The 16,838-nt window shown below is 73.9% G+C and carries 12 protein-coding genes; 4 read left to right on the top strand and 8 right to left on the bottom strand.

Going from position 1 to position 16,838, the window contains the following annotated elements; genetic code table 11:
- Positions 1 to 75 precede the first annotated feature (75 nt).
- Genes ACFYOJ_RS11430 through ACFYOJ_RS11420 form a run of 3 tightly spaced genes read right to left on the bottom strand, consistent with a single transcriptional unit; the run spans position 76 to position 3,127 of the window.
- Positions 76 to 1,362 (bottom strand): sugar ABC transporter substrate-binding protein, encoded by a 1,287-nt coding sequence (locus ACFYOJ_RS11430; protein WP_356551719.1) that lies wholly within the window; start codon positions 1,360 to 1,362, stop codon positions 76 to 78.
- Positions 1,362 to 2,195 carry a carbohydrate ABC transporter permease gene (locus tag ACFYOJ_RS11425; protein WP_356551718.1) on the bottom strand — a complete coding sequence of 278 codons (834 nt, stop codon included), beginning with the start codon at positions 2,193 to 2,195 and terminating at the stop codon, positions 1,362 to 1,364. Before ACFYOJ_RS11425 ends, ACFYOJ_RS11430 begins: the two co-directional genes overlap by 1 nt.
- A complete protein-coding gene (locus tag ACFYOJ_RS11420; RefSeq protein WP_356551716.1) occupies positions 2,192 to 3,127 on the bottom strand; it encodes a sugar ABC transporter permease in 936 nt (311 codons plus the stop codon). The genes ACFYOJ_RS11425 and ACFYOJ_RS11420 overlap by 4 nt, the downstream gene beginning before the upstream one ends.
- 311 nt (positions 3,128 to 3,438) lie before the next feature.
- Here ACFYOJ_RS11420 and ACFYOJ_RS11415 point away from each other — a divergent pair, with 311 nt between their 5' ends.
- Complete coding sequence (locus ACFYOJ_RS11415) at positions 3,439 to 4,302, top strand: aminoglycoside phosphotransferase family protein (protein WP_356551715.1); 864 nt, start codon at positions 3,439 to 3,441, stop codon at positions 4,300 to 4,302.
- Positions 4,303 to 4,363: 61 nt separating this feature from the next.
- On the opposite strand, the gene ACFYOJ_RS11410 is transcribed toward ACFYOJ_RS11415, so the two are convergent.
- Both ACFYOJ_RS11410 and ACFYOJ_RS11405 read right to left on the bottom strand, forming a co-directional pair.
- The gene (locus tag ACFYOJ_RS11410; protein WP_356551713.1) at positions 4,364 to 5,086 is read right to left on the bottom strand and encodes a 3'-5' exonuclease; all 723 of its coding nucleotides are present in this window, start codon (positions 5,084 to 5,086) and stop codon (positions 4,364 to 4,366) included.
- A 115-nt stretch (positions 5,087 to 5,201) separates the two neighbouring features.
- Positions 5,202 to 6,449 (bottom strand): SAV2148 family HEPN domain-containing protein, encoded by a 1,248-nt coding sequence (locus ACFYOJ_RS11405; protein WP_356551711.1) that lies wholly within the window; start codon positions 6,447 to 6,449, stop codon positions 5,202 to 5,204.
- Between the two features lie 345 nt (positions 6,450 to 6,794).
- Here ACFYOJ_RS11405 and glgX point away from each other — a divergent pair, with 345 nt between their 5' ends.
- A complete protein-coding gene (gene glgX, locus ACFYOJ_RS11400; protein ID WP_356551710.1) occupies positions 6,795 to 8,912 on the top strand; it encodes a glycogen debranching protein GlgX in 2,118 nt (705 codons plus the stop codon).
- Between the two features lie 127 nt (positions 8,913 to 9,039).
- On the top strand, positions 9,040 to 11,421 hold the full coding sequence (gene treY / locus ACFYOJ_RS11395) for a malto-oligosyltrehalose synthase (RefSeq protein ID WP_356551708.1): 2,382 nt from the start codon (positions 9,040 to 9,042) through the stop codon (positions 11,419 to 11,421).
- 81 nt (positions 11,422 to 11,502) lie between these two features.
- Here the strand turns inward: treY and ACFYOJ_RS11390 are convergent, their stop codons facing one another.
- Positions 11,503 to 12,828 carry a M14 family zinc carboxypeptidase gene (locus tag ACFYOJ_RS11390; protein WP_356551706.1) on the bottom strand — a complete coding sequence of 442 codons (1,326 nt, stop codon included), beginning with the start codon at positions 12,826 to 12,828 and terminating at the stop codon, positions 11,503 to 11,505.
- A 203-nt stretch (positions 12,829 to 13,031) separates the two neighbouring features.
- Complete coding sequence (locus ACFYOJ_RS11385) at positions 13,032 to 13,583, bottom strand: DUF1707 and FHA domain-containing protein (protein ID WP_356551704.1); 552 nt, start codon at positions 13,581 to 13,583, stop codon at positions 13,032 to 13,034.
- A 176-nt stretch (positions 13,584 to 13,759) separates the two neighbouring features.
- Here ACFYOJ_RS11385 and treZ point away from each other — a divergent pair, with 176 nt between their 5' ends.
- Positions 13,760 to 15,505 (top strand): malto-oligosyltrehalose trehalohydrolase, encoded by a 1,746-nt coding sequence (treZ, locus tag ACFYOJ_RS11380; protein ID WP_356551703.1) that lies wholly within the window; start codon positions 13,760 to 13,762, stop codon positions 15,503 to 15,505.
- 30 nt (positions 15,506 to 15,535) lie between these two features.
- Here treZ and ACFYOJ_RS11375 read toward each other — a convergent pair whose 3' ends face one another.
- Entirely contained in the window at positions 15,536 to 16,666 is a 1,131-nt protein-coding gene (locus tag ACFYOJ_RS11375; RefSeq protein WP_356551701.1) for an aminopeptidase P family protein, read from the bottom strand.
- Positions 16,667 to 16,838 lie beyond the last annotated feature (172 nt).

Raw genomic sequence — 16,838 nt, 5'->3', positions numbered from 1 at the left:
GGTGCGGTTCCGCGCCGCCGTGCCGTCGCGGAACCGCGAGGCCGCGTCGCCGCCGGCGGCGGCGGCGCGGCGACGTCAGCGCTGGTAGCGGGCGAGGACGAGGTTCCCGTCCTCCTCCAGCCGTCTGCGCAGCTCGTCCGTGCCGATCGCCCCGCTGTAGTACTCCTGGAACGCGGGGGTCGCCACCTTGTCCTTCCACTCGGGATAACCCCGGACGGACTGGGCCGGGGCCGGGCGCAGATGGGCGGCGAGCGCGGTGCCGACGGCCCAGCCGCGCTCGGGGGTGCGCAGGGCGGGGTCCTGGAGGGCCCGGGTGCCGGTGGGCAGCATCCAGTCGCCGAGGGCGAGGCGCACCATGTTGTCCGGCCTCAGGAGGAAGTCGACGAACGCGACGGCCTCCTTCTTGTGCGGGCTGTCCTCGGCGACCGACAGCGTCTGGGGGCTGACGCCCTGGGCGAGCCCCTCGGCCCCGGCCGGCGCGGGCAGCACCTGCCAGTCGAAGCCCTCGGGGGCCTGCTGCTCGATCTGCTGCCGGTAGGAGAAACCGAGCGGCACCATGGCGTACTTGCCCGCGAAGAAGCCGGGCAGGGTGTCGGAGCCGCCGCTGCCCAGGGTGGAGGCCGGGGCGCTGCGGTCGCTGCCGACCTGGTCGCGGACGGTGCGCGGCACCACCTCGTCGGCCTCTTCGAAGCGGACGGTGACCTTGCCGTCCGCGCCGCGGTGGAACAGCCGCCCGCCGGCGGACAGGGAGAGGTTGAGCGTGGCGGAGACGGGTTCCTTCAGCGGCCAGGCCACCCCGTACCTCCCGTCGCCGCTCAGCCGCTCGGTCACCTGCCGGAACTCGTCCCAGGTCCACGGGTGCCCGGGGGTGGGGACGCGGACGCCCGACTCCTTCAGCAGGGTCGCGTTGGCGATCAGGACGCGTGGTTCCTGGAGGAAGGGAACGCCGTAGACGCCGTCGCCGAAGGTGACCGTCTCCCAGCTGTGCCGCGGGATGTCCTGCTTCAGCCGCTCGGGCAGCAGGCCGGTCAGGTCGGCGAGATAGCCGCCGTGGGCGAAGTCCGCGAGGTCGTCGGAGGCGTCGTGGATGACGTCCGGTGCCTCGCCGCCCTCGAAGGAGGTGAGGAGCTGGTCGTGGACGCTGTCCCAGCTGCCCTGGACGTACTCGACGCGCACGTCCGGGTGGGCGGCGTTCCACTCCTCCACCAGTTCCCTGTTGGCCTTCACGGACTCCTCCTGCCAGGCCAGGGACTGGAAGCGCAGGACGATCCGGCCGTCGTCGGAGCCGTCGCCGCCGCCCGCGCAGCCCGCGAGCAGCAGGGCGAGGGAGACGAGCAGGGTGGTGAGGGTCCTGGTCCGCATCAGCTCTTCACCGCCCCGGCGAGCATGCCGCCCGTGATCCGCCGCTGGACGATCGCGAAGACCACCAGCGAGGGCAGGGTCGCGAGGAACGCCGCCGCGGCGAGCGGGCCGAGGTCGGCGACGCCCTCGGCGCCGATGAAGTGGGTGAGGATCACGGGCAGGGTCTGTTTCTCCGGTGTCTTCAGCAGCACCAGCGCGAAGAAGAACTCGTTCCACGCGGTGACGAACGCGAACAGCGCCGTCGCCACGATCCCCGGCGCGAGCAGCGGCGCCGTCACCGAGACGAGGGTGCGCAGCCGCCCGGCCCCGTCCACCGCCGCGGCCTCCTCCAGCTCGGCCGGCACGGCGCGGACGTACCCGGCGAGCATCCACAGGGCGAACGGCAGCGACCACACGACGTACACCATCACCAGTCCGGGCACGGAGTTGATCAGCCGCAGGTTCTTCAGGACCAGGAAGAGCGGGATGATCAGCAGGACGAAGGGGAAGGCCTGGCTGACCACGACCCATCCGGTGGCCGCCCGCGCGAGCCGGCCGCGGTGGCGGGCCATGACGTACGCCATCGGCGTCGCGATCAGCACGGCGATCACCGCGGCGCCGAGCGCCGCCACCAGCGAGTTGAGGGCGGCCTGCAGCAGGGGCTGCTCGTCGAAGGCCTGCCGGAAGTTGTCGAGGGTGGGGTCCTTCGGGATCCAGGTGGGGTGCAGGCTCCCCAGCTCGCGCGGCGGTTTGAACGCGGTGGAGATCAGCCAGAGGAACGGGAAGGCCAGGAAGACGAGGTAGGCGAGCAGCGCGGCGTACTGGCCGGCGCGGGCCCCGGTCGAGGTCCTCACGACTCGTCACCTCCCCTGAGCCGGCCGACGAGGAAGACGGCCAGCAGGACCGCGATCACGGCGACCATGACGCAGCCCATCGCCGCCGCGTAGCCGAACTGCCCGTAGCGGAAGGCCTCCTCGTAGGCGAAGAGCATGGGCAGCCGGGTCCGGCCACCGGGACCGCCGCTGGTCAGCACGTAGACCAGGGCGAAGGAGTTGAAGTTCCAGATGAGGTTGAGCGCGGTGACGGCGAGCGCGACCGGTTTCAGCGCGGGCCAGGTGACGGTGCGGAAACGGCGCCAGGCCCCGGCTCCGTCGACGGCGGCGGCCTCGTGCAGCTCGCGCGGGGTGTTCTGCAGGCCGGCGAGCAGCGCGACCGTCGTCGTCGGCATGCCGGCCCAGACGCCGACGACGATGACGGCGGGCAGCGCGGTGGCGAGGCCGCTGAGCCAGTCGCGGCCGTCGCCGAGGCCGAGGTCGCGCAGCGTCTCGTTGAGGATGCCCGCGTCCGGGTTGTAGACCAGCCGCCACATGATGCCGACGACGACCTCGGGCATCGCCCAGGGAACGATCGCCAGGGCACGGGCCAGCCAGCGCAACCGCAGGTTCTGGTTCAGCAGCAGGGCGAGGCCGAGGGCGAGCAGGAACTGCGGCACGGTCACGCCGACGGCCCACACCAGCCCGATCCGGAACGACTCCCAGAACAGGGTGTCGTGCATCAGGTCCCGGAAGTTCAGCGCGCCGATCCAGCGGGTGGGCTCGGTACGGCCCGACTGGGCGTCGGTGAACGCCAGCAGGACGCCGTGGAGCAGCGGTCCGACGCTGAGCACCAGGATGGGGATCAGCGCGGGCAGCACCAGGAACCAGGCGCCGTGACCGGGGCCGTGCCGGGGCCGCTCCCCGCCGGGCGCGCGACGCGCCGGTTCTCTCACCTCGGTCACCGATGTCACGTGGGCGGCCCCTTCGCGCGGCTCGGACGGCTCGGACGGGCCCGGTCATGGTCGTCAAGGCGCTGTGCCCCGTCAAGACACCTCGCACACGCCTCCACCTGTGGGAATGCGACACTGGCCCACGGGTGGCCGGATCCCGACGGTGGACGCGCGCGGACGACGCGGCGCGGACGGGCGCCGGGCGGTCCGGCCGTCCCCGGCGGCCGGAGCGACCCGAGCGGCCCAGGCCGGTCCGGGTGACCCGGGTGACCCGGGTGGTCCGGGCGGCGGGATCGGCGACAACGCTTCAGGACGGACACGGAGGGCGGACGATGGACGAGGCACGGGCGCGGGAGGTGCTGGCCGCGGCGGGGGTGCTGCCCGGCCCGGCGGAGGAGGCGCGGCTGCTCGCCCTCGGCGAGAACGCGGTCTTCGCCGCCGGTGACCTGGCGGTCAAGGTGGGCCGGGACGCAGGCCTCCTCGCCCGGGCGCGCCGGGAACTGGCCGTCGCGGTGTGGCTGGAGGAGGCCGGTGTACCGGCGGTGCGGGCGGCCCGGGCGGAGGCCCTGACGGTCGACGGTCATCCCGTGACCGTGTGGCACCGGCTGCCCGAGGCGGTGCGGCCCACCGAGCCCCGGGACGTGGCGGAACTGCTCCGGCTCGTCCACGCGCTGCCCTCCCCCTCCTTCGAGCTGCCGCCCCGCGAGCTGCTGGGCGGGGTGGAACGCTGGCTGCGGCTCGCGGGCGACGTGATCGACCCCGCGGACGCGGCGTATCTGCGCGAGCGCCGGGACGGCTTCGCGGCGGCGGCCGCGGCACTCACCCCTCATCTGCCGCCGGGCCCCATCCACGGCGACGCGCTGCCCCGCAACGTCCACGTCGGTCCCGACGGGCCGGTCCTGGTCGACCTGGAGACCTTCTCCGCCGACCTGCGCGAGCACGACCTGGTGGTGATGGCACTCAGCCGCGACCGGTACGGGCTGCCCGCCGAGGCGTACGACGCCTTCGCCGCCACCTACGGCTGGGACGTGCGCGACTGGGACGGCTGCGCGGTGCTGCGCGGGGCGCGGGAGACGGCGAGCTGCGCCTGGGTGGCCCAGCACGCCCCGGGCAACCCGAAGGCCCTGGCCGAGTTCGAACGCCGGGTGGCGTCACTGCGCGACGGGGACCCGACCGTGCGCTGGCACCCCTTCTGATCCGGGCCCCCGCCCCCGACGCGACGGGTGGGACAGGGCACGGCGGACCAGGACGGGACGGTCAGACCCGCTCGCCGGCCGGCACACGCACCGGCCAGGTCCCGTCGACGACCGCCGTGGCGTCGCCCTTGCGGCGCAGGAAGCTCTGGAAGTCCGCCGCCCACTCGGCGTACCACGCGATCTGGCGGCGGTGCAGCTCCGCCGGCGCGAGGGACGCGACCGTGGGGTGGCGGCCGGCTATCGCCGAGGCCAGCCGGGCCGCGGCGAGGGCGTCGGCCGCGGCGTCGTGGGCGTCGTCGAGCGGGACGCCGTACTCCCGGCAGACCGCCTCCAGATTGCGCTTGCCGCGCCGGTAGCGGTCCACGGAGCGGTCGATGGTGTACGGGTCTATGACGGGCCCCGGGTCCAGGCCGTCCAGGCGCTCGCGCAGGGACGGCAGCCCGTGGCGCCGCAGTTCGGCGCTGAGCAGGGTGAGGTCGAAGGCCGCGTTGTAGGCGACGACCGGGACACCCGCCCTCCAGTGGTCCGCGAGGACGCGGGCGATGGCGTCGGCGACCCGGTCGGCGGGGCGGCCCTCGGCGGACGCGCGCTCGTTGCTGATGCCGTGCACCGCGACCGCGTCCGCCGGGATCTCCACGCCGGGGTCGGCCAGCCACTCCCGGCGGCCCAGCGGCTCCCCGTCCCTGACCTCGATCACAGCGCCCGTGACGATGCGCGCGTCGAGCGGGTCGGTGCCCGTCGTCTCCAGGTCGAAGCCGATCAGCAGCTCCCGGTGCCAGCCCATGGGCGGTCCCCCTCCTCGGTGGTGCGTTCCCCCAGTGGTTCCCACCTTCGCACGGGCCACTGACAACCGGAGGGTCGCCTTCCGCTCGTACCGGGCCCCGGCACCGCGCGGGCGCTCAGGAGACCGGTCGTGAATCCGCCCACATCAGCTCGAACTCCTCACGGTAGGTGGGGAAAAGACCGCCTTCTTCCACCTGGTCCGACTTCACCACTTTCCCGCCGTTGCGCCCGTTGCGCAGGACGAGCACCGGCGCCTCCATCCCCCGTGTCCGGCGCAGGTAGGACTGCACGACCGCGATGCCGTCGGCGCCGTCCCCGTCCACCAAGTAGGCCGTGAAGCGGGGGGTGTCGTCGAAGACCTGGATCTCGAAGGCGCCCGGGTCCCGCAGCCGGGAGCGCACCCGGCGCATGTGCAGGATGTTCGTCTCGACGGCGCGGCTCAGCTCGCCCCGCTTGATGCCCAGTTCCTTCTCGCGGCGCTTGATGGCGCCGGAGGCCGGGTTCAGGAACAGCAGCCGCACCCGTCCGCCGGACTCGGCCAGCCGCAGCAGGCGGCGGCCGGAGAAGTTCTGCACGAGCAGGTTGAGGCCGATGCCGACGGCGTCCACGCGGCGCGCGCTGCCGAAGATGTCCTCCGCGGGGAACTGGCGCAGCAGCCGGACCCGGTCCGGGTGCACGGCGACCACGTCGGCGTACCGGTCGCCGACCAGGTCCTCCACCGCGTCGACCGGCAGCCGGCGCGTGGACGGCAGGTCGCTGCCCGTGCCGAGGACCTCCAGCAGCCGCGCCGAGGCCCGCTCGGCCTGGTTCAGAACGGCCTCGGACAGCGCCCGGTTGCGGGAGACGACGTTGCGGGTGACCTCCAGCTCGTCCAGGGCGAGTTCCACGTCGCGGCGTTCGTCGACGTAGGGCTCGAAGCAGGGCCAGTGCTGGACCATCAGCTCGCGCAGCTGCGGCAGTGTGAGGAAGCTGAGGACGTTGTCGTCCGCGGGGTCGAGGAGGTAGCCCTTGCGGCGGCTGACCTCGCGGACGGCGACGGCGCGCTGCACCCACTCCTGCCCGGCGGGCCCGGCCGCGGCGACCACCCAGTCGTCGCCGTGGACGGGCTCGTAGACCGGCCGCAGCACGGCGGCGACGACGGCGCGCAGCCGCTGTTCGACGAGGTTCAGCCAGATGTAGGCCCGGCCGGCCCGCTGCGCACGCGTGCGCACCTCGTGCCAGGCGTCGGCGTCCCAGTCCAGTTCCGGACCGATCGCGCCCGCGTTCATGGGCCGCGCCAGCGACACCGCACCGGGCGGGACGTCCGTGGAGGTTCCCTCGTGACCCTCGTCACCAGGGGGCAGCTCCAGCCCTCCCGAGCCCACCCGCGCACCGCCTTCCAGCTCCCCCGGAGCACCACCGGGGAGACCCCGTCCCAACGATCAAGGAAGGGTACTCCGCGAGGGGTGTGCGGTGCAGCCCGATGGGCAGGCTGGTTTCGTCAACGGCCCTTGGCCGCGGGGACGTTCCGGGCCTCCCTCCCCCGGGGAGTGAGCGGTTTCATAGCGATGACGTGGTACGGCGCGGCACCGGCGGCCCGGACTCCGCCGGGAACGGATCGGCGTGAGGCGGGTAAGAGGCACGTGAGTGCTATGTGGTCGCCTCACTTTCGGGGAGACTCGGAGCCAAGGCGCCCGCACCGGCGCCGCACACCTGAAAGAGTCGTGCCCATGCAGGTCTGGCCTGGAGAGGCGTATCCGCTCGGCGCCACGTACGACGGCGCCGGTACCAACTTCGCGGTCTTCACGGAGGCCGCGGACCGAGTAGAGCTGTGTCTGCTGCACGACGACGGCTCGGAGACGGCGGTGGAACTGCGGGAGAGCGACGCGTTCGTACGGCACGCCTATGTGCCGGGCGTGATGCCGGGGCAGCGGTACGGCTACCGCGTGCACGGCCCCTACGCGCCGGAGCGCGGGCTGCGCTGCAACTCCGCGAAGCTGCTCCTCGACCCGTACGCGCGCGCGATCAGCGGCTCGGTCCAGTGGGGCGAGGAGGTGTACGGCTACCACTTCGACGACCCGGAACGGCGCAACGACCTGGACTCGGCGCCGCACATGATGTCGTCGGTCGTGGTCAACCCGTACTTCGACTGGGGCGACGACCGGCGCCCCCGGACGGAGTACCACCACACGGTGATCTACGAGGCCCACGTCAAGGGCCTCACCATGCGTCACCCGGGGCTCCCCGAGGAGCTGCGCGGCACCTACGCGGGCCTCGCGCACCCGGCGATCGTCGAACACCTGACGGAACTGGGGGTGACGGCGCTGGAGCTGATGCCCGTGCACCAGTTCGTCAACGACCACCGCCTGGTCGACATGGGGCTGAACAACTACTGGGGCTACAACACGATCGGCTTCTTCGCCCCGCACAACGCGTACGCCTCCTGGGGCGACCGCGGCCAGCAGGTGCTGGAGTTCAAGTCGGCGGTGAAGGCGCTGCACGAGGCGGGCATCGAGGTCATCCTCGACGTGGTCTACAACCACACCGCCGAGGGCAACCACCTGGGTCCGACGCTGTCCTTCAAGGGCCTCGACAACCCGTCGTACTACCGGCTGACCGACGACCCCCGGTACTACATGGACACCACGGGCACGGGGAACTCGCTGCTCATGCGGTCCCCGCACGTCCTTCAGATGATCATGGACTCGCTGCGGTACTGGGTCACCGAGATGCACGTCGACGGGTTCCGCTTCGACCTCGCGGCCACCCTGGCGCGCCAGTTCCACGAGGTGGACCGGCTGTCGTCCTTCTTCGACCTGGTGCAGCAGGACCCGGTGGTCTCGCAGGTGAAGCTGATCGCCGAGCCGTGGGACGTGGGCGAGGGCGGCTACCAGGTGGGCAACTTCCCGCCGCTGTGGACCGAGTGGAACGGCAAGTACCGGGACACGGTGCGCGACCTGTGGCGCGGCGAGCCGCGCACCCTGGCGGAGTTCGCGTCCCGGCTGACCGGCTCGTCCGACCTCTACCAGGACGACGGCCGCCGCCCGCTGGCCTCCATCAACTTCGTCACCTGCCACGACGGCTTCACCCTGCACGACCTGGTCTCCTACAACGGCAAGCACAACGAGGCCAACGGCGAGGACAACCGGGACGGCGAGAGCCACAACCGGTCCTGGAACTGCGGCGCCGAGGGCGACACCGACGACCCGGCGGTGCTGGAGCTGCGGGCGCGGCAGATGCGGAACTTCATCGCCACGCTGCTGCTCTCCCAGGGCGTGCCGATGATCAGCCACGGCGACGAGTTCGCCCGCACCCAGCGGGGCAACAACAACGCCTACTGCCAGGACAACGAGCTGGCCTGGCTGTCCTGGCCCGAGGACGAGGACGCCGACACCACGCTGCTGGAGTTCACCCGCGCGATGGTGTGGCTGCGCAGGAACCACCCGGTCTTCCGCAGACGCCGCTTCTTCCACGGCCGTCCCGTGGAGGGCACCCACGACGAGCTGTCGGACATCGCCTGGTTCACCCCGGAGGGCGCGGAGATGACCCAGCGGGACTGGAACTCGGCGCGCGCCTCGGCGCTGACGGTGTTCCTCAACGGCAACGCGATCTCCGAGCCGGGCCCGCGCGGCGAGCGCATCACCGACGACTCCTTCCTGCTGATGTTCAACGCCTCGCCGAGGACGCTGGACTTCGTGGTGCCGGTCGACCACGGACGGCAGTGGGAGGTGGTGGTCGACACCGCCCTCCCCGGGGGCGCACCTCCCCCGTCCGGGACGAAGGTGCAGGCGGGCGACCGGCTGACGCTGGTCGACCGCAGCCTGACGGTGCTGCAGCGGCCCGTGTAGCGGCGGTACGGGAAGGCGCGGGCGCGCGCATCCGGCACGCGCCCGCCGTTCACCCGTCCGGGGGACCCCCCCGTCCGGCCCGGGTCCCGATGTCAGGAAAGGCGGCGGGGCGGGTACGTAGGTTTCCATGACACCTGAGCGACCCGACCCGGTGCCCGCGTCCCCCTCCGCTCCTCTCGCCACGTACCGGCTGCAGCTGCAGCCGGCGTTCCCCTTCCGCGCCGCGGCGGCGGCCGTGCCCTACCTGGCCTCGCTCGGTGTGAGCCATCTGCACCTGTCCCCCGTCCTGGAGGCGGTCCCGGGCTCGCTCCACGGCTACGACGTCACCGACCCCACCCGGGTGCGCGCGGAACTGGGCGGCGAGGAGGGACTGCGCGACCTGTCCCGTACCGCCCGGGAGCACGGGCTCGGTCTGGTGGCCGACATCGTGCCCAATCACATGGCGATGTCCCCCCGCCACAACCACGCCCTGTGGGAGGTGCTGCGGGAGGGACCGAAGTCGCCGTACGCGCGGTGGTTCGACATCGACTGGGAGGCGCAGGGCGGGCAGGTGCTGCTGCCGGTGCTCGGCGCCCCCGTCGGCGAGGTGCTGGACGACCTCCGCGTCGACGGCGAGGTGCTGCGCTACCACGACCACGCCTTCCCCCTGCGGGAGGGCACCGGGGACCTGCCGCTGCCGCAGCTGCTGGACGCCCAGTGGTACCGGCCGGTGTGGTGGCGGCTGGCCCGCACCGAGCTGAACTACCGGCGCTTCTTCAGCATCTCCGAGCTGATCGGGGTGCGGGTGGAGGACCCGGAGGTGTTCGAGGCCACGCACGCCACGGTCCTGCGGCTGCTGCGCGAGGGCGTGCTCGACGGGCTGCGCGTCGACCACCCCGACGGACTCGCCGACCCCGGCACCTATCTGCGGCGGCTGGACGGGGCGAGCGGCGGGCGGTGGACGGTCGTGGAGAAGATCCTCGCCGACGGGGAGCGGCTGCCGGACGTCTGGCCCGTCGCCGGCACGACCGGCTACGACGCCCTGCGGCACATCGACGGACTGTTCACCGACCCCGCGGGCCACGAACAACTCGTCGGCCGGTACCGCGTGTTCGCCGCCCCGCCGCCGGACCGGGGCGGCGACTGGGAGGCGACGGTGCGGCGGGCGGCGTACGAGGTGCTCACGCACGAGCTGGCCGCCGAGACGGACCGGCTGACCCGGGTGGCGCACCGCCTGTGCGTCGCCTCCCCCGACGCCGCGCTGCGCGACCGGGCCCCGTGGGCGCTGCGCACGGCCCTGCGGGAGCTGCTGGTGCGGCTGGAGGTGTACCGGCCGTACACCTCGGCGGACGTGGCGTCGGTCGTCACCGAGGAGGCGGCCGCCGAGGCGCGGCGCGCCTTCACGGTGCCGGAGGAGGCCGGTGCGGTGGACGTCGTACGGGATCTGCTGCTGGGGCGGTACGGGGAGGGGCCGGACCACGTGGAGCTGCGGACGCGGTTCGCCCAGACGGCGTCGGCGCTGCGCGCCAAGTCGGTCGAGGACAAGGCGTTCTACCGCTACGTGCCGCTGCTGTCGGCGACCGAGGTGGGCGGTGACCCGGGAAGGCCCGCGCTGTCGCCCGGGGAGTTCCACGCCCACTGCGCGCGCGTGCAGCGCGACCGGCCCGTGACCGGCACCGTCGTGTCGACCCACGACACCAAGCGCAGCGCCGACGTGCGGGCCGCCCTGGCGGTGCTCACCGAGTGCCCGGACCGCTGGGCGGACCTGGTCACGGAGGTGTCCGGCGACTGCGGGAAGGCGCCCGACGGGCAGCTGGCGTGGGCGGCCTGGCAGACGGTGTTCGGCCTCGGACCGGCGGACGGCGGACGCGTGCGGGAGGCGATGCTGAAGCACGTGCGCGAGGCGGGGACGCACACCGGCTGGACCGAGCAGGACCCGTCGTACGAGGAGGCGGTGGACCGGTTCGTGACGGCGGGGCCCTGCGGGGCGCCGGGCGAGCGGGTGGCCGCCTTCCGGGCCGGTCTGGAGCCGCACATCCGGGCGAACGTCCTGGGCACGGCCCTGGTCCATCTGACGATGCCGGGCGTGCCGGACCTCTACCAGGGCACGGAGGGCGAGTACCGGGCGCTGGTGGACCCGGACAACCGGCGCCCCGCCGCCTTCCCGCCCGCGGCCGCCGGCGACAAGGACGCGGTGACCCGGGCGGCGCTGGCCGTACGTGGGCGCCGCCCCGCCGCCTTCGGCCGCACGGCGACGTACGAGGCGCTGCCCGCCGAGGGGCCCGCCGCGGCGCACTGCGTGGCGTTCGTCCGTTCCGGCGAGGTCGTCACGGCCGTGACCCGGCTGTCGCTGCGGCTGTCCGAGTCGGGCGGCTGGCGCGACACGGTCCTCCCCCTGCCCCCGGGCCGCTGGACCGACGCGCTCGCCCCCGGCCGCGAGTTCCAGGGCCACGTCCGCGTGGCGGAACTCTTCACGAACCTGCCGGTGGCGCTGCTGGAGCGGGTGGCGACGGAGGGGGACGGCGGCTGACGGAGGGCCGCGCCGCGCACCCTCCCGGGCGCCGGCGCGCCGAGAAGTCCCCTCGTCCCCCGAGGGGCGAGGGGGGACGGGTCAGTCCTGGTGCATCGGTACGGCGGCGGGTTCGGTGTCCCGGTCCGGCTCGGTGGGGCGGGAGGACGCGGCCGGGTTCCGTCCCGCCAGTTCCAGGGCGGCCAGTACGACCCGGGTCTGGTACTCGACCTGGCGTTCGACCGGTATCCAGCGGGCGCCGCAGCCGTCGCGGTAGTCGGCGCACCACTCGTCGACGAGGTGGTCCAGCTCGGGCAGCACCCCTGCCGGATCGTTTCCGCCGCGGGTCACCAGCTGGTGCAGCAGCCCCGCGGTGCGCAGGGCGAGACGCCGGCCGGCGATGCGCACGGCGACGAGGTGGGCGGTGCTCATCGGCGGCAGGGGGCGGCCGGTCCCGTCGTCGGTGTCGGGGTCCCAGGCGTCGGCGAGGGCGGGGCAGACCAGCAGGTAGTCGTCGACCGGCGCGAGCAGGCGGGCCGCGTCCGGGCCCGTGGCGTGGGGGCGGAGCCGGGCGAGGACGCGGTGCAGGCGGCGGGTGTCGTCGCGCAGGGTGCGGCTGGCGGAGCGCAGGGCGGCGTCCCGGTCGGCCGGGGGCGAGTCGTCCGCCACGGCGGCCACGCCCCACATGGGTGCCTCGACGACCGCGGTGACGGTGCCGTACCGCCGCGGGTGGCACCAGGTCGAGTCGACGGCGGCCTCGGTGATGGCGCGGGTCAGGTCACCGGGGCGGGGCGGCGGTATCCGGTAGAGGGCGGGGCCGAGGGCGGGCCAGTACAGGGCGTCGTAGGCACCGAGTTCGCGGGGGATGCCGAGGCGGGCCGCGGCGCGGGCCATGTGCTGGGCGAGGCCGGGCAGGTCGTGGGTGAGTTCGGCGAAGCCGCCGCCGACGTCGACGCCGTGCAGGGAGCAGTGCAGGAAGGGGCGCAGCTCGTCCTGGAGGCCGAGCAGGGCGCGGGTCTCCGGCAGCGTGGCGCGGTCGGGGCCGTCGGGCAGCCACTCGGGCTGTTCCAGGAAGCCGGGGCGGAAGAAGTTCCGGGCGTAGCGGCCGAGGGTGTACGGGCCGGACAGCCAGCCCTCGTTGCGGCGCAGGCCGTCGGGGTCGGCGCACAGCAGCAGGTTCCAGGTGGCGTCGGTGCCCTCGGTGAGCCGGGGGTCGGCCAGGGCCCGCTCGGCCAGCCGCAGGACGGTGGCGCCGCCCACGGGCTCGTTGGCGTGCGGTCCGGCGACGACCAGGGCCTGCCGGGAGCCGTGGCCGACGGAGAGCAGCAGCAGGGGGGTGCCCGCGCGGGAGGCGCCGACGCGGCGCAGCCGGGCGTCGCGGGGGTGGCGGGCGACGAGCGCGGCGGCCCGGACGGCCAGTTCGTCCACGGTCGGATAGCGCAGGAGGGGCGGCAGGACACACCTCCTCGGTGGGGCCCGTCGGTTCACCTGTCGTGAGCGGTGTACGCACAGTCAGTCACGACTTCAGGGGTACGTCAACACCGGGAAGGGCAAAGGCGTTTGCCCCGCTTCGAGGCGGGCGACACGACGTGATGCCCAGGCCAGGGCTGTGCGGCGGGGTCGTGGGCGGGTCAGCCGGCGGAGAGGCGGAACGTCATCTGCCCGAAGCCGATCTGGTCGCCCTCGCGGACGACGGCCGCGCCGATGACCCGCCGTCCGTTGACCGTGGTGCCGTTGGTCGAGCCGAGGTCGCGCAGCACCCACATGCCGCCCTGGCGGCTGAGTTCGGCGTGCACCCGGGACACCGTCTCGTGGGTCAGCCGCAGCCCGTTCACCGGGTCGCGCCCTATGCGCAGCGGGTGGCCGGTGCCGGGATGCGGCAGCAGCAGTTTGGGCAGCCGCTCGGCCTGCCAGGCCCTGCGCAGCCGGACACCGAAGCCGGACACCGCCTCGACGGTGCCGAACACCAGGCGCGAGACCCGGCCCTCCGTCGGCAGGTCGGCGGTGAGCGCGGCGAGTTCGTGGGAGTGGTGGGCGGCCAGCGCCAGTTCCATGCGGCGGAGGAAGGTGTCGTGCGACAGCCGGCCCAGGGCGACGCCGTCCCGGAGCGCCTTCAGCGCCTTGTCGCGCTCCGCGTCGGACAGCCGCGCGGGGTGTACGGGGAACTCGAAGGACGACGTCACGCTCGTGATTGTCGGTCAGCGGCGCCGGAGTGTCCAGAAATCCGCGAAACGGCCGCCCCGCACCCGCGTGTTGTCACGACACCCGCCGCGAACAGCGGCGTTCCCCGGCGGATCGATCACTTTTGCAGGACGATGGACGGACTACGTCACGGTGAGCAGACGAAGGGGAACCGTCCGTGCAGTTCGAGGTGTGGGCACCGCAGGCCGGCCGCGTGACACTGGAGTGCGACGGCGTCACGCACGCGATGGAGCGCGATCCGGAGCGGCCGGGGTGGTGGTGCGGTGCGGCCGAGGCCCGGGAGGGCTCGCGCTACGGTTTCGCGGTGGACGACGGGCCGGTGCGGCCGGACCCCCGCTCGCGGCGGCAGCCGGACGGCCCGGACGGGCTGAGCGCGGTCGTCGACCACGGGAGGTACGCGTGGCGCGTCGAGTGGGCCGGGCGGCCGCTGCCCGGCGCGGTGCTGTACGAGCTGCACGTGGGCACGTACACGCCCGAGGGCACGCTCGACGCCGCCGCCGCGCGCCTGGAGCACCTGGCGGAACTGGGCGTCACCCACGTCGAGTTGATGCCGCTGTGCCCCTTCCCGGGCCGGCACGGCTGGGGGTACGAGGGCGTGTCGCTGTGGGCGGTGCACGAGCCGTACGGCGGGCCGGAGGCGCTGAAGCGGTTCGTCGACCGGGCCCATGAACTCGGCCTGGGCGTCGTGCTGGACGTGGTGCACAACCACCTGGGCCCGTCCGGCAACTACCTGCCCGTCTTCGGCCCGTACTTCACCGACACCCACCACACGCCCTGGGGCGCCGCGGTCAACCTGGACGCGCCCGGCTCCGACGAGGTGCGGGCGTACCTGGTGGACAGCGCGCTGGCGTGGCTGCGCGACTACCGGATCGACGGTCTGCGCCTGGACGCGGTGCACGCCCTGGTGGACACGCGCGCCTGCCACTTCCTGGAACAGCTGTCGGCGGCCGTGGACCACCTGGCCGCCGAGCTGGACCGGCCGCTGTTCCTGATCGCCGAGTCCGATCTGAACGACCCGCGGATCATCACCCCGCGCGAGGAGGGCGGCCTGGGCGTGCACGCACAGTGGAACGACGACTTCCACCACGCCCTGCACACCGCGCTGACCGGGGAGTCGCAGGGCTACTACGCCGACTTCGCGCGCGACCCGCTGGCGGCACTGGCCAAGACCCTCACGCGGGGGTACTTCCACGACGGCACCTGGTCCAGTTTCCGGGGCCGCGGGCACGGCCGGCCCCTGGACCGGCAGCGCACGGCCGCGCACCGGCTGACCGGCTACAGCCAGACCCACGACCAGGTCGGCAACCGCGCCCTGGGAGACCGGCTGTGCTCCCTGGTCTCCCCCGGCCTGGCGGCGTGCGCGGCCACGCTGACGCTGACGGCTCCGTTCACGCCGATGCTGTTCATGGGCGAGGAGTGGGCGGCGGGCACGCCGTGGCAGTTCTTCACCGACCACACCGACCCGGACCTCGCCGAGGCCGTACGGCGTGGCAGGCGGCGGGAGTTCGCGGCGCACGGCTGGAAGGAGGAGGACGTCCCCGACCCGCAGGACCCGGCGACGCGGGACCGTTCCTGCCTCGACTGGTCGGAGCCGGAGCGTGAGCCGCACGCGCGCGTGCTGGCCTGGTACCGCCGGCTGATCGCCCTGCGGCACGAGCAGCCGGACCTGACCGACCCCGACCTGGCCGACATCAGGGTGGCGTACGACGGGGAGGCGCGGTGGCTCGCCTTCCGGCGCGGGGACATCCGGGTGGCCGTCAACCTGGGTCCCGGGCCGGTGGCGATCCCGCTGGGTTCCCGGCCCGCGCGGGTGCTCGCGGCCTGGGAGCCCGTCCAGGGGCCTGGCGAGGACGGGGTGCTGCGGGTGCCGGGCGAGTCGAGCGTGGTGCTCCTGCAGGAATGAACGGCGGCCGCGGGGCGGGGAAGCCGGGGCTCACCGCACGACGACCATCTCCCGGGTCGTGTCGTTGAGTCGCCGGCCGCCGTCCTCGGTGACGGTGACGATGTCCTCGATGCGCACGCCGAACCGGCCGGGCAGATAGACGCCGGGCTCGACGGAGAAGCACATGCCGGGCACGAGCGGCTGTTCCTCGCCCTCGATCATGTAGGGCGGTTCGTGCGTGGTGACGCCGATGCCGTGTCCGGTGCGGTGGATGAAGTACTCCCCGTACCCGGCGTCGGTGATGACCGCGCGGGCGGCCCGGTCGACGTCCTGGCAGGCGGCGCCGGGCCGCACCGCCCGGAAACCGGCCTCCTGCGCCTCGCGGACCAGGTCGTGCACCCGGCGCTCCTCGTCGGTGGGCTCGCCGACGTGGACCGTGCGGGAGGTGTCGGAGCCGTAGCCGTCCTTCAGCCCGCCGAAGTCGAGGACGATCATGTCGCCGTCCTCGATGACGCGGTCGCCGGCCTCGTGGTGCGGGTTGGCACCGTTCGGCCCGGAGGCCACGATCGTGAAGTCGACCTGGGAGTGGCCGAAACGCCGCAGCAGGCCGGCGAGGTCCGCGGCGACCTCGGACTCGCGGCGCCCGCCGAAGGTGACGTTGCGGATCTCCTCGAACGCCGCGTCCGCCGCCGCGCCGGCCGCCGCGAGCAGCTCCAGCTCCGCCGCGTCCTTCACGGCGCGCAGCATCGGCAGCGCCTCGGTGAGGGAGGCGTACGAGGTGCCGGGCAGCGCCCGCTGGAGGGCGAGCAGGTGCATCGCCCAGGTGTTGTCGCTGACGCCGAAGCGGCCGGAGCCGTCGAGGAGTGCGGCGGTGACGGCGTAGGGGTCCTTGGCGTCGGTCCAGTCGCGCAGGGTCAGGGCGGGCGCGCCGGCGGCCTTCTCGGCGTCGGGGGCCTCGAGCGTCGGCACGACGAGGACGGGGGCCCGGCCCGCGGCGAGGACGAGCAGGGTGAGGCGTTCGGTGTCCGCGGTGGGCGCGTAGCCGGTGAGCCACACGAGGTCGGGGCCGGGCGCGACCAGCAGCCCGGCCAGTCCGGCCTCGGCGGCGGTACGCGCGGCGCGCTCCATACGGGCCCGGTAGTCGTCGGCGGTGAAGGGAGCGGCGGGGGTGCTGCCGGTCATCCGGTCCTCCTGGGCGGGCGAAGGGGGCACGGGCAGCGTCCTGCCCGCGGCGGGGAGGCGACGCGGGCCGGGCCGCGGGCCGCTCGGGCCCGCTCCGGCGGGCACCGCCCCACCGGCACCGATCCTAGGACCGCCCCACGGCGACCGCCCACCGCTCGCCTCGCCTCCCTGC

Source organism: Streptomyces sp. NPDC006384, assembly GCF_042870695.1.
Taxonomy (GTDB): Bacteria; Actinomycetota; Actinomycetes; order Streptomycetales; family Streptomycetaceae; genus Streptomyces.
Note: the sequence above shows the minus strand (reverse complement) of the source record. Positions and strands in the feature narration are given on the sequence as shown.